The sequence below is a fragment of the Kribbella sp. NPDC043289 genome, from assembly GCF_056436705.1.
The window spans coordinates 412708-424679 of the sequence record NZ_JBWKCB010000001.1; the positions used below are offsets into that span (position 1 = coordinate 412708).

An 11972-nucleotide genomic window follows, 5' to 3' on the forward strand; every position below is an offset into this window, starting at 1 on the left:
ACCAGTGCACCTACCCACCTCTTGCGCTGGACTGTTCGAGGATCCAGCCGTTGCCGTCGGGGTCCGCGAAGGAGGCGAAGCGGTGGTGGAAGACGCCGCTCGTGCCGTGTGAGACCTCGCTGATCGCGACCCCGCGGCAGGCGAACTCGGCGCGCGCGGCCGCGACGTCGTCCACCACCAGATGCAGACCCTGGCAGGAACCGGGGAGTGCACTGGTCAGACCAGTGCCGATCACGATCGAGCACGCCGAGCCGGGCGGGGTCAGCTGCACCACGCGCAGCTCCCGGCCGTTCGCGTCGTCCCGGTCGAGCCGGAACCCGAGCGCCCGGTAGAAGTGCCGCGACCGGTCCACGTCCGACACCGGTACGACGATGACTTCGAGCTTGCTGTCCATCGCTCCAGCGTCGGTACTGCGCTCCGCGCTCGCACCCGTGGAACACCCTGGTCACCGTCTGTTGTTAGCTGAGGCGCCGGACGGGGTAATGGTTGAAGGTGACTCGGTCAGTGATCGTGGTTGGGTTCGTGAGCGGCGCGCTCGTCGCGCTGACGGCGTGCGGGAGTTCCGGCGCGGCCGGCTCCGGCGCCACCGTGACCGCAACCACCACCGTGACGGCCTCGCAGAACACGGCCCCACCCAGCAGCGCCCCACCGAGCACCGCGCCGCCAACGACGGCACCGCCACAGACGGCGCAACCAACGACCGCGCCGCAGAGCACCGCGCCGTCCGTCCCCGCGCGGCCGTCCGCGCAGGCGGGCGTCGTACCGAACGTGGTCGGGTTGAACCACCAGCTGGCGCAGGACACCATGCAGGCGGCCGGGTTCTACTACCTGACCGAACAGGACGCCACCGGCCAAGGCCGGCTCCTGATCAACGACCGGAACTGGGTCGTCGTCGCCCAGGAACCAGCCGGTGGAACGCGCGCCGCGCCCGACACCAAGATCGTCCTCAAGTCGAAGAAGATCGGCGAGTAGCTCAGGGCGCTTCCGAGCCGCGCTCCTGTTCCTGCATGACCAGGTCTGAATGGTCCGACAGCCGGTTCCGCGCGGAGAGCTGCCGGGCGATCCGCTGGTTGCCGCGCAGCCGGTCCGCGTTGCGGTCCAGGAACCACCAGTACCCCGCGGTGAACGGGCAGGCGTCGTCGCCGACGCGGACCTTCGGGTTGTACCGGCAGTCGCCGCAGAAGTCCGACGTAGTTTCCTTCTGGCCGAAGTTAATTCCCGTCGAGTGGTTGACAGCGCCGTCGCACCCAATTAACTTCAGCTGGAAATAAAGCCGTCGAAACCGACAAGGTGGGACGTGTGAGCGACCGTCTGAACGTGCTGGTCGTCATGGCTGACGAGCAGAGCTGGAACACTTTGGGCTGTACCGGAAACCCCGCGGCGCGGACGCCGAATCTCGATGCGCTGGCGGCGGAGTCGACCGTCTTCGACGCCTGCTACACGCCGTTCCCGTTGTGTTGTCCGGCGCGCACGAGCCTGTGGACCGGCCTGATGCCGCGGCACCACGGCGTACTGGGGAACTGGCGGCCGATCGAGCCGCAGCTGCGGTCCGCCGGGATCGCGCAGGCCTTCGCGGGCGCCGGCTACCACACGCACTACAACGGCAAATGGCACGTGCCGGGGACGACGCCTGACCTGATGGGCTGGGCGGACAGCAGCGCGATTCCCGCCGTACTGCGGGGGCAGGACCGCGGGCGCTACATCGAGGACTACCGCTCGTGGGCAGGGGAGCGCGGGTACCGGTTCGACCCGGACCACATCGAGAACCTCACGACGCAGGACCTCGCCGCCTTGCGCGAGGCGCCGTACGCGACGTCGAGCGTCCCGCTGGACTCGTTCCTCGAGACCTGGCAGTGCGACACGTTCCTCGACGCGATGACACAAAGACCGGCCGACAAACCGTGGCTGGCGGTGTGCTCGATGAACGCGCCGCACTTCCCGATGCTCGTCCCCAGCCCGTACGACGAACTCATCGACCGTGATCAGGTGCGGCTGCCGGAGAGCTGGTCGACGGGTACGGCGACCAAGCCCCGAGAGGTCCGCGAGTCACATTTCGCCCGCGACTTCGAGGGTCTCGACGAGGAAGGCTGGATCGAGGTCACCAGCCACTACCTCGGCCTGTGTGCGCTCGTCGACGCGCAGTTCGGGCGGATCCGCCAGTACCTCGAGGACGCCGGCGAGTGGGACCGGACGGTGGTCGTCTTCACCGCCGACCACGGCGACATGATGGGCGCGCACCGGCTGATGGAGAAGGGCCACTGGCTGCACTACGAAGAGGACCTTCGGGTGCCGCTGATCGTCCGCCACCCGGACGGCAGGCAGAGCCGGAACGCGAACTTCGTGTCCCTCGTCGACATCGCGGCAACCATCGGCGAGTTGGCCGGTGTGCGCTGGGACGAGGCGCACGACGGGCGGTCGTTCGCCGCGATGATCGGCAACGACGCGGCGGAGCCGACGCGGGAGTACGTCACCGCCGAGACGATGCTGCGCGACGGCCGGCCCGGTGGGAACGGCGACGCGTTCCACGCGAAGGACTGGCAGTACCCGCGGGACAGCCTGAACCTGTCCGTCCGCACCGCCGGTCACCGCTACGTCTTCCGGTCTCACGACGAGGCCGAGCTGTACGACCTGGCTACCGACCCGTGGGAGCAGAACAACCTCGCGGCCACGACCGAGGGAGCAGCGACGGCCAAGGTGCTGGCCGGACTGCTCGCCGACGAGGTGACCGACGTACTACCTGACGCAGCGGCACTGGTCCGCAAGAGCGTCTGACAAATCCTGCACCAGACCCTGCACCGAATCCCTGCATCGAAAGCGAAGGGCACATCATGAGCAACGGCACCCCGCTGTCCCGCCGGACACTGCTGCGGTTCGGGGCCGCGGCGGCCGGAGTCACCGCCGTCGCCTCCTGCGGGCGCGGCCTCGGCGGCGGCAGCAAGTCGTCGTCGGGCGGTGGGTCGACCGCGGCGCTGGACGTGATGTTCTGGGGCGAGGGCGACCAGAACAAGAAGCTGATCGCGGCGCTCGACCTGTTCCAGAAGACCGAGGGCGCCGCCAAGGTCAACCCGCAGTACTCCGGCTTCTCGGGGTACTACGACAAGCTCGCGACCCGCGTTGCCGGGGGCAACCCTCCGGACGTGTTCCAGATCCACCTGCCGTACCTGATGGAGTACATCAAGCGCGGTGCGGTCGCGCCGCTGGACCAGTACAAGGACGACCTCGGTCTGGACAAGATGCCGGACTACGTCGCCACCACCACCAAGTCCGACGGCAAGTACTACTTCGCACTGCTCGGCGCCGCGACCCAGCCGGCCATCATCGTCAACACGACCAAACTCAAGCCCCTCGGTCTGTCCGCGCCCGGCCCGGACTGGACCCTCGACCAGTTCAAGTCGACGATGGCGGATGTCTGGGGCAAGAGCGGTCACAGGCTCGCCGGTACGGCGGACCTCGGCGGCGGCGCGATCCAGTTCGAATCCTTCCTGCGCGGCCGCGGCAAGGCACTGTTCAGCGAGGGAAACACGCTCGGGTTCAGCGAGGACGACCTGGCCGCGTGGCTGCAGATGTGGCAGGACCTGCGCAGCAACGGGTCCGCTGTCCAGATGCCGGTGACCGCGGCGGCGACCGGGTTCCAGAACGACCCGGTGACCGTTGGCAAGGCGGCGTACACCGGGACTGCGACGTCGCGGGGGCTGCCGTCGATGCAGAGTCTGACCAAGGACACGCTCAGCCTCGGGACGTTCCCGTCCGGCGGTGCCGGGTCCGAGCCGGGGACGAACATCATCCCGGCCGGCTGGTTCGCGATCTCGCCGAAGTCGAAGAACATCGAGGGCGCGGTGGCGATGCTGAAGTACCTGACCAGCAAGCCGGAGGCCGCGAACGCGATGGGTCTGGCCCGCGGCGTCCCGATTCCGGAAGACATCCGGGGCGAGGTCGCGAAGTCCGCGACCGGTCTGAACAAGCTCGTGCTGGACAACTACGCGCTGGTCGCATCCAAGGGTCCGGCGGCGCTGCAGATGTACCCGCCCGGTGCGAGCAAGCTGCTGCAGACCTCGCTGCCGAACGCGAACGAGGTTGTCGGCTTCGGCAAGAGCTCCGTGTCGCAGGCGGTGACCAAGTTCTTCTCCGATGCGAAGGCCGCGTTGAAGTGACCGAAGGTGCCGCGGGCGCCGCCTGGGAGCTGCGGCTGGACCGTGGACGGTTGCGGACCGCGCAGCCGTTCGACGTCCGGCAGCAGAACTACTCGGCGATCCTGCGCGCGGTCATGCGGCACGGGCCGATCGCGCGGTCGGAGCTGTCCGGGCTGACCGGGATGGCGACCGGGACGATGACGAAGCTGACCAGTCTGCTGAGTGCGGCGGGTCTGCTGCGTGAGCTGCCGGCGGAGACGGGACACGGAGCGCTCGGCCGGCCGCGGACGCCGATGGTGGTGGACGAGCGGACCCATCGCGTGGTGGGTGTGCACTTCGGGCTCCGTCGTACGACGGTGTGCCTGCTGGATCTCCGCGGGACCCTGCTCGCCGAGGTACGGCTGCCGCACCGGGGCCGGCGCGCGTTCGAGCCCCTCGTCGCGCAGGCGGTCGAGGGAGTCCAGGAGCTGGTCGCACGCAACCCGGGGACGGTTCTCGGAGTCGGGGCCAGCACGGGTGGCTGGGTTGATCGCGAGGCCGGTGTGGTGCGCGCGCATCGGGTACTGCGGTGGCGCGACGTACCGCTGCGGGATGCGCTCGGTGGTGGGCTCGGACTGCCGACCGAGGTCGACTCGAGCTTCCGCTGTCTGGCGATGGCGGAGCGTTGGTTCGGCGGCGCCCAAGGGGTCGACGACCTGATCGGGCTGTTCGTCGGGAACGTGGTCGGAGCTGGCTTCGTGCTCGGCGGGCAGGTGTTCCCCGGGCACCGGGCGGCGGCGGGCACTGTCGACCATCTGTCAGTCGGCGTGACAGCCGCCGAGGCCTGCTCCTGCGGCCGGCGCGACTGTCTGCACGTGGCGGCCAGCGACCTGGCCGTACTGGCGCAAGCCCGCGAGCAGGGGTTGATCGGCACGCGCGGGACGTTGGAACAACTCGTGCAGGCCGCGCGCACCCACGACGTCCACGCGGACCGTCTGCTGGTTGCGCGGGCGGAGCTCGTGGGCGTCGCCGCGGGGACGTTGATCGACATGCTCGATCCGGAGGTCGTGGTGGTCAGCGGCGGTGTGGTGGACGCGCCGGAGTACCTGCGGTCGGTTCAGCGTGGGGCGCGTGCGTACTTGCAGGACAAGCGTCCGGTGGACGTGGACTCGGTGGTGCGGTTGAGCGCCTTCGGCACCGATGGCGTGGCGGTCTCGGCCGCGAGCGTGATCCTCGAGCGGATCTACGCGGCGCCGGCGGACTTCGTCCCGGGCCTGCTCGAGCTGCGGTACGGGTGATGCTCATGGAGACCGACGTGTACGTCGAATCCGCGGTCGTGCGCGCGCACCGGGCGTCGCCGCGAAGTACCTGGGTGACGGTCGAACTGGTTGCCGACGGCATCCGTGGCGTCGGCGAGCTGTCCGACGGCGGACCTCTGGACGTGCTGCTGCCCGCCGCGCGATTGCTGGAGGCCTCCGTAGTCGGACGCCCGCTGGAGCAGGCGCGGACCGCGCTCTGGTCGGCCGGTCGCCCCGACTCGTTCCTCTGGTCGACGGTGCTCAGCGGGTACGACGCGGCGTTCGCCGACCTGATCGCACGTCGCGAGGGCCGGTCGCTGTCGGCGTCACTCGGTCTGGGCGAGCCGCAGCCGGTCCGGTTGTACGCGAACCTGAACCGGCGGTTCGGCGCGGACGGCACGGACGCGATCGTCAGTGAGGCGTTGGGGGCCGTGCGCAACGGGTTCTCGGCGGTGAAGGTGGCGCCGTTCCTGGACAACCGGGCACGCGGCCTGTCCGGGACGCAGCTGATCGACGCCGGCCTCGAGTTGGTGGCGACAGTGCGGGAGGCGATCCCGGACGGCGTACGGCTGATGGTCGATTGCCATCACCTGGTGCCTCCGGAGTGCCTGGCCGCGGTTGCCCGCGAGCTGACTCGTCTGGATCTGTATTGGGTCGAGGACCTGGTGCACGTCGATGACCGGGCGGCGTTGGACACTGCGGCGGCGACCGGTCTGCCGTTGGCGGCGGGGGAGCACGTCTGGCAACCGGAGGCTGCCGCGGCGGCCTGTGCCGGAGGGGCGTTGGCGTACTGGCTGGTCGATCCGAAACATGCGGGCGGACCGGTCGGTGTCGCGCGGATCGCCGAGGCGATCGAGGACACGCAGTTGACGTTTCACAATCCGAGCGGACCGGTCGGGACCGCGCATGCCGCGCATCTCGCGGGGCTGAGCGGTGGGGGTGGGTGGCTCGAGTACGCGTGGGGCGAGTCGGAGCGCCGTACGTTCGTCGAGCCTGCCGAGACAGTGATCGACGGCACTCTGCGCCCGGTCGGGCCGGGCATCGGTGTCGAGTTGACGAGAATCGGAGAGGAGTAGTTGTGGCTGTCGCGTTTCCGGCGATGCGTAACGGGCGGCGGAACCGGTATCAGAACGGCTGGGCGTTGTTGTTCCTCGCGCCCTGGCTGATCGGGTTCCTGGCGTTCACCGCCGGGCCGATGCTGATGTCGCTGTACCTCGCCTTCACCAAGTACGACCTGCTGACCGCCCCGAAATGGATCGGGTGGGGCAACTTCAGCCGGATGTTCGGCGAGGACCCGCTCTTCCTGCAATCGCTGAAGGTGACCGCGATCTACGTGTTCGTGGGTACGCCGCTCAGTCTCGCGTTCGCGCTGGCGGTGGCCGTCGTACTCAACCGTGGTCTGCGCGGACTGGACTTCTACCGGTCGGCGATCTACCTGCCGTCGCTGTTCGGTGGCAGTGTCGCGATCGCGGTGCTGTGGCGGAAGGTGTTCAACGGCGACGGACTGGTGAACCAGATCCTCGCCCTGGTCGGCATCCACGGACCGTCGTGGATCTCCGAGCCGCACACCGCGCTCGGCACGCTGATCGCGCTCGAGGTGTGGCAGTTCGGCGCGCCGATGGTGATCTTCCTCGCCGGACTCCGGCAGATCCCGCGGGAGTTCTACGAGGCCGCGCAGGTGGACGGCGCCAGCAAGTCCCGGCAGTTCTGGAGCATCACGATGCCGCTGCTGAGCCCGATCCTGTTCTTCAACCTCACGCTGCAACTGATCCGGTCGTTCCAGGCCTTCGCGCCGGCGTTCATCATCAGCGACGGTTCGGGCGGCCCGGCCGACTCCACGATGTTCTACTCCCTGTACCTCTACCAGGAGGGTTTCGTGAACTTCGACATGGGCTACGCCGCGGCGATGGCCTGGATGCTGGTGCTGCTGGCCGGCGCCGTCGTCGCCGTCAACTTCATCTTCAGCCGGTACTGGGTGCACTATGAGAACTGAGCGAAAGCGCCTGCTCGCGCACTTCGCGCTGATCGTCGTCACGCTCGTCATGCTCTATCCGCTGGTGTGGATGGTGGCGAGCTCCTTCAAGCCGACCGCCGAGATCTTCTCGCAGCCGGGCCTGATCCCGAAGCACTTCGAGCCGTCGAACTACGCCCAGGGCTGGAAGGGCGTGTCCACCGCGTTCAGCATCTTCATCGAGAACTCGTTGTTCATCTCGGTGCTGGCGATCATCGGCAACGTGATCTCCTGCAGTCTGGCCGCCTTCGCGTTCGCGCGGCTGAACTTCTTCGGCCGCCGGATCGCGTACGCGACGATGCTGGTGACGCTGATGCTGCCGACGCACGTGACGCTGGTGCCGCAGTACATCCTGTTCAACAAGCTCGGGTGGGTGAACACGTTCTACCCGCTCTTCGTACCGCACTTCTTCGCCGTCGACGCGTTCTTCGTGCTGCTGATGGTGCAGTTCATCCGCTCGCTGCCGCGCGAGCTGGACGAGGCGGCGCGGCTGGACGGGTGTTCGCCGTGGAAGATCTACCGCCACATCGTCTTCCCGCTGTTGCGGCCGGCGTTGGTGACCACGATCATCTTCACGTTCATCTGGACGTACAACGACTTCTTCAAGCAGCTCATCTACCTGAACGACGTGGAGCTGTTCACCGTGCCGCTCGGCCTGCGGCAGTTCCTCGACTCGACAGGTGACTCGTCGTGGGGGCCGATGCTTGCCATGAGCACCCTTGCGCTCGTTCCGCCGCTCGTCCTGTTCGTCACGTTCCAGCGGAAGATCGTCGACGGCGTCGCGACCTCGGGCCTGAAGGGATGAGGCCGGTCGCGCTCGTCACCGGAGCCGGTGGCGGTATCGGCTCGGCGGCGGTGTCGACGCTCGCCAAACAGGGCTGGGCCGTGGTCGGCGTCGACCTGGTGGACAAGCCGACCGGCCTCGACGGGGTGGAGTGGATCGTCGGCGACGTTCGCGACGAATCAATCGTCAACCGTGCGGTCGGAGTAGCGTGCGCTCTCGGACAGCCGCGTGGCCTGGTGACCGCGACACTGGCCGAGCACCGTGGCGCGCTGGAGACCCTTGGCGAGCGGGCGCTCGCCGAGGTGTTCGACGTACAGGTCGCTGCGGCTTGGGCGTGGAGTACGGCGTTGGTTGGTACGAGCGACGATGAGGCGTCGATCGTCCACATCTCCAGCGTGCATGCGCAGCGGGCATCGGCGGGTATGGCGGCGTACGCGATGGGTAAGGCGGCACTGGACGCGCTTGTGCGGGCTGGTGCGGTGGAGTGGGGTCGGCGCGGGGTGCGGTGCAATGCCGTACTGCCGGGCTTCGTGCAGGTGGAGCGGAACAAGGCCCGGTGGTCCGATCCGGACGCGTCGGCCGAGCTGCTCGCCAACCATCCGCTCGGCCGCTTCGTCACCGCGGAGGACGTGGCGCAGGTCGTCGCCTTCCTCCTCGGACCCGAGTCCCGCGCGGTGACCGGCGTGTCCCTCCCGGTCGACGGTGGCATGCTCGCCGCGCTGCCGCACTGGGCCTGATCACACACACTAGACAACGAGGTTTTCATGGGATCTGCGCGACCGAACGTCCTCATCATCCTGGTCGACGACATGGGGTACTCCGATATCGGCTGCTACGGCGGCGAGATCGGCACCCCGAACATCGACGGTCTCGCCGCGGGCGGTGCCCGGCTGACGAACTTCTACAACACGGCCCGCTGCAGCCCGTCCCGTGCTTCGTTGCTGACCGGCTTACACCCGCACCAGACCGGAGTCGCCGAGCTCGTCAACAACGACGGACCCGGTGGGTATCCGGGAAGCCTCACGCAGCAGTCCGCGACCCTCGCCGAGACGTTCCGCGCGGCCGGCTACCACACGCACATGACCGGCAAATGGCACCTGTCGAACGAGCGTGAGCGCCCGACCGACACCTGGCCGACCCGTCGCGGGTTCGAGCGTTTCTGGGGCACGATCAGCGGCGCCGGCAGCTACTTCCAGACCACCACGCTCCACGACGGAGAGACGCCCGTACCGCTGTCGGAGCTCGGGCCGGACTTCTACTACACCGACGAGATCGGTTCGCACGCCGCCACCGCGATCCGCGATGCGGCCGGTGGCGATCGCCCCTTCTTCGGGTACGTCGCCTTCACCGCGCCGCACTGGCCGCTGCACGCCAAGGAGGACGATCTCGCCGAGACGCGTGGCAACTTCGACGAAGGCTGGGACGTACTGCGCACGCGCCGTCGGCAGCGTCAGCTCGACGCCGGAATCTGCGCCGACGACGCGACCCTCGACCGCCGCGACCCGGAGGTTCCCGCCTGGTCGGACGAGCCCGAGCAGAAGTGGCAGCTCGAGCGCATGGAGGCGTACGCCGCGCAGGTCCGCGCGATGGACCGTGCGGTCGGGACGATCCTCACCGCCCTCGACGAGACCGGCCAGCGCGATAACACCATCGTGCTCTTCCTGTCCGACAACGGCGGCTGCGCCGAGGAGCTGAACAGCGCCCCCGAGGCGGCCGCGCGGTTCCGGCAGCACCACCTGATCATCCCGCCAAGCGCCCCGGACGGTACGCCGATGCGCGTCGGCAACTCGCCCGACATCCGGCCCGGGACCGCGGACACGTACACCAGCTACGGCCAGGCGTGGGCGAACCTCTCGAACACCCCGTTCCGCCTGTACAAGCGCTGGGTGCACGAGGGCGGCATCGCGACTCCGCTCATCGTTTCCTGGCCCGCGGGCGAACTGAACGACACCGTCGTCGACGCGCCGAACCAGTTGACCGACATCGCGCCGACGTTGCTCGAGGCAACCGGCGTACCGGCGTTGACCGAGCGGGACGGGGAGCAGTTGCCGGCCTTGCCCGGTCACAGCATGCTCGAACTGCTCCGGGGTGGGCCGGCGACGGAGCACGACCTGTTCTGGGAGCACATCGGGAACGCGGCGGTTCGGTCGGGGCAGTGGAAGTTGGTCCGGGAGCACGAGGGTGCCTGGGAGCTGTACGACCTGGCGAGCGACCGCAGCGAGAGCCACGACCTGTCCGGTGACCAACCGGAACGGGTGGCGGACCTCGCCGGACGGTGGCAGACCTGGGCCGACTCGGTCGGCGTGATCCCGTACGGCGACGTGCTCGCCGCCCGCGAGTCGATGCCGAACCAGCCCGCCTGAGATGACCGCCCGCCGACCGAACATCCTGCTGGTGATGACGGACAGCTCACGGTGCGACACCCTGTCCTGCTACGGCGCACCGCATGCCGTCTCACCGAATCTCGATCAGCTCGCGGCCGAGGGCGTCCGCTACGAGCAGGCCCACACGACGGCGCCAGTGTGTACGCCGGCCCGCGCGAGCCTGCTCACCGGAACGCACACGCCGATCCACGGGTGCATCGAGAACGGGATCTCGCGGCGGGCGGACCTCGTCACGCTGCCGGAACTGCTGAGCGGCGCCGGCTACCACACGATCATGGTCGGCAAGACGCACTTCGGTGGTCCGGCAGCGTTCGACGACGAGAGCATCCTCGGCGGCGAGAAAGGCGCCGCCGTCTCGGACGACTATGCGAAGCACCTGGCCCGGCACGGGTTCGACCGGGCGTCGGCGCATCCGAACCCGATCCCGCCGGACCTGTTCTGCGACGCGTTCCTCGTCGACCGGACGATCGACGCCATCGACCGGCATCGAGCCACCACGCCGGACCAGCCGTACTTCGCGTTCTGCTCACTACCGAGCCCGCACTCGCCACTCGACCCGCCGGGGGAGTGGGCCAGGCTCTTCGACGACATCGAGCTCCCGCCGTTGAACTACGAACCCGGCGAAGAGGCGCGTCACCCTGAGCACCTGCAACGACTGGTAGGTCGGCGCGGCCTGGAGGCGGACGAGGCCGAGCGGGAGGACGGGTCGCTCGACCTCGACGTGGTCGACCAACAGCGGCGGTTGTACTACGGCCTCGCCGCGTACTGCGACGCGCAGATCGGCCGCCTGCTCGATCACGTGGACGCCGACGAGACGCTGGTCGTCTTCACGACGGATCACGGTCAGCAGTACTACGACCACGGCTTCAACGACAAGCACACCTTCCACGACGAGTCCTGGCGGATCCCGCTGATCATGCGCTGGCCGGGTGTGATCCCACCGGGATCGGTCGGAGACTGGGCGATGACCACCGACCTCACGGCCACCTTCGCGGCGGTCGCAGGCGTCGAGGCACCGACGCTGCAAGGCTTCGACCTACTCGGATCCGAGAAGCGCGGGTGCGCGGCATCCGTGCTGCACAGGTCGTTGGCGTTGGCAACGGATGAGTGGAAGCTCGAGTACTTCCCGGAGACAGGCACCGGCCGGCTGTTCGACCGTCGGGCCGATCCGCGCGAACAGCACGACCACTGGTCAGACCAGGTGGAGGTCCGGCAGCAGCTGCTCGAGGCACTGCTGGCGTGGCGCGCCGATCTGACCGATGTGCAGTACCTGCAGGAGCACACCCATCGAGGCGGGCCGGTCGCGCTGCGCGTGGCGGCACAGACGGCTCGCCGTACCGGTCTCGACGCGGAGTTGCGGCTCAGCCGCCGCGTCCGAGCTTGATC

Annotated in this window: 12 protein-coding genes; 11 read left to right on the forward strand and 1 reads right to left on the reverse strand. The window is 68.6% G+C overall.

Annotated features, from left to right (window positions below):
* Positions 1-10: 10 nt before the first annotated feature.
* Positions 11-394 (reverse strand): VOC family protein, encoded by a 384-nt coding sequence (locus tag AC0662_RS01950; RefSeq protein ID WP_452195959.1) that lies wholly within the window; start codon positions 392-394, stop codon positions 11-13.
* Positions 395-504: 110 nt separating this feature from the next.
* On the opposite strand from AC0662_RS01950, the gene AC0662_RS01955 reads away from it, so the two are divergent.
* Genes AC0662_RS01955 through AC0662_RS02005 form a run of 11 tightly spaced genes read left to right on the forward strand, consistent with a single transcriptional unit; the run spans position 505 to position 11970 of the window.
* Positions 505-972, forward strand: coding sequence for a PASTA domain-containing protein (locus AC0662_RS01955; RefSeq protein ID WP_478297865.1), 468 nt, complete (start codon positions 505-507; stop codon positions 970-972).
* 35 nt (positions 973-1007) lie between these two features.
* Positions 1008-1271: a hypothetical protein gene (locus AC0662_RS01960; protein WP_478297867.1), complete on the forward strand. Its 264-nt coding sequence runs from the start codon at positions 1008-1010 to the stop codon at positions 1269-1271.
* 28 nt (positions 1272-1299) lie between these two features.
* A complete protein-coding gene (locus AC0662_RS01965) occupies positions 1300-2772 on the forward strand; it encodes a sulfatase-like hydrolase/transferase (protein WP_452195962.1) in 1473 nt (490 codons plus the stop codon).
* A 56-nt stretch (positions 2773-2828) separates the two neighbouring features.
* Entirely contained in the window at positions 2829-4151 is a 1323-nt protein-coding gene (locus tag AC0662_RS01970) for an ABC transporter substrate-binding protein (protein WP_452195963.1), read from the forward strand.
* Positions 4148-5407, forward strand: a complete 1260-nt coding sequence (locus AC0662_RS01975; RefSeq protein WP_452195964.1) for an ROK family protein — start codon at positions 4148-4150, stop codon at positions 5405-5407. Before AC0662_RS01970 ends, AC0662_RS01975 begins: the two co-directional genes overlap by 4 nt.
* A gap of 5 nt (positions 5408-5412) precedes the next feature.
* On the forward strand, positions 5413-6483 hold the full coding sequence (locus AC0662_RS01980; protein WP_478297870.1) for a mandelate racemase/muconate lactonizing enzyme family protein: 1071 nt from the start codon (positions 5413-5415) through the stop codon (positions 6481-6483).
* A gap of 2 nt (positions 6484-6485) precedes the next feature.
* Positions 6486-7400, forward strand: a complete 915-nt coding sequence (locus AC0662_RS01985) for a carbohydrate ABC transporter permease (RefSeq protein ID WP_478297872.1) — start codon at positions 6486-6488, stop codon at positions 7398-7400.
* On the forward strand, positions 7390-8223 hold the full coding sequence (locus AC0662_RS01990) for a carbohydrate ABC transporter permease (RefSeq protein ID WP_452195967.1): 834 nt from the start codon (positions 7390-7392) through the stop codon (positions 8221-8223). The genes AC0662_RS01985 and AC0662_RS01990 overlap by 11 nt, the downstream gene beginning before the upstream one ends.
* Positions 8220-8939 (forward strand): SDR family NAD(P)-dependent oxidoreductase, encoded by a 720-nt coding sequence (locus AC0662_RS01995; RefSeq protein WP_478297874.1) that lies wholly within the window; start codon positions 8220-8222, stop codon positions 8937-8939. Before AC0662_RS01990 ends, AC0662_RS01995 begins: the two co-directional genes overlap by 4 nt.
* 27 nt (positions 8940-8966) lie before the next feature.
* A complete protein-coding gene (locus tag AC0662_RS02000) occupies positions 8967-10565 on the forward strand; it encodes an arylsulfatase (RefSeq protein WP_452195969.1) in 1599 nt (532 codons plus the stop codon).
* A gap of 1 nt (position 10566) precedes the next feature.
* Positions 10567-11970, forward strand: coding sequence for a sulfatase family protein (locus AC0662_RS02005; protein WP_478297876.1), 1404 nt, complete (start codon positions 10567-10569; stop codon positions 11968-11970).
* The last annotated feature ends 2 nt before the right edge of the window (positions 11971-11972 follow it).

What these genes read in the sequence shown, in the direction of transcription:
- AC0662_RS01995 (WP_478297874.1), top strand. Translation starts at nt 8,220, where the DNA reads ATGAGGCCGGTCGCGCTCGTCACCGGAGCCGGTGGCGGTATCGGCTCG.
- AC0662_RS01960 (WP_478297867.1), top strand. Translation starts at nt 1,008, where the DNA reads ATGACCAGGTCTGAATGGTCCGACAGCCGGTTCCGCGCGGAGAGCTGC.
- AC0662_RS01980 (WP_478297870.1), top strand. Translation starts at nt 5,413, where the DNA reads ATGGAGACCGACGTGTACGTCGAATCCGCGGTCGTGCGCGCGCACCGG.
- AC0662_RS02005 (WP_478297876.1), top strand. Translation starts at nt 10,567, where the DNA reads ATGACCGCCCGCCGACCGAACATCCTGCTGGTGATGACGGACAGCTCA.
- AC0662_RS01950 (WP_452195959.1), bottom strand. Translation starts at nt 394, where the DNA reads ATGGACAGCAAGCTCGAAGTCATCGTCGTACCGGTGTCGGACGTGGAC.
- AC0662_RS01970 (WP_452195963.1), top strand. Translation starts at nt 2,829, where the DNA reads ATGAGCAACGGCACCCCGCTGTCCCGCCGGACACTGCTGCGGTTCGGG.
- AC0662_RS02000 (WP_452195969.1), top strand. Translation starts at nt 8,967, where the DNA reads ATGGGATCTGCGCGACCGAACGTCCTCATCATCCTGGTCGACGACATG.
- AC0662_RS01990 (WP_452195967.1), top strand. Translation starts at nt 7,390, where the DNA reads ATGAGAACTGAGCGAAAGCGCCTGCTCGCGCACTTCGCGCTGATCGTC.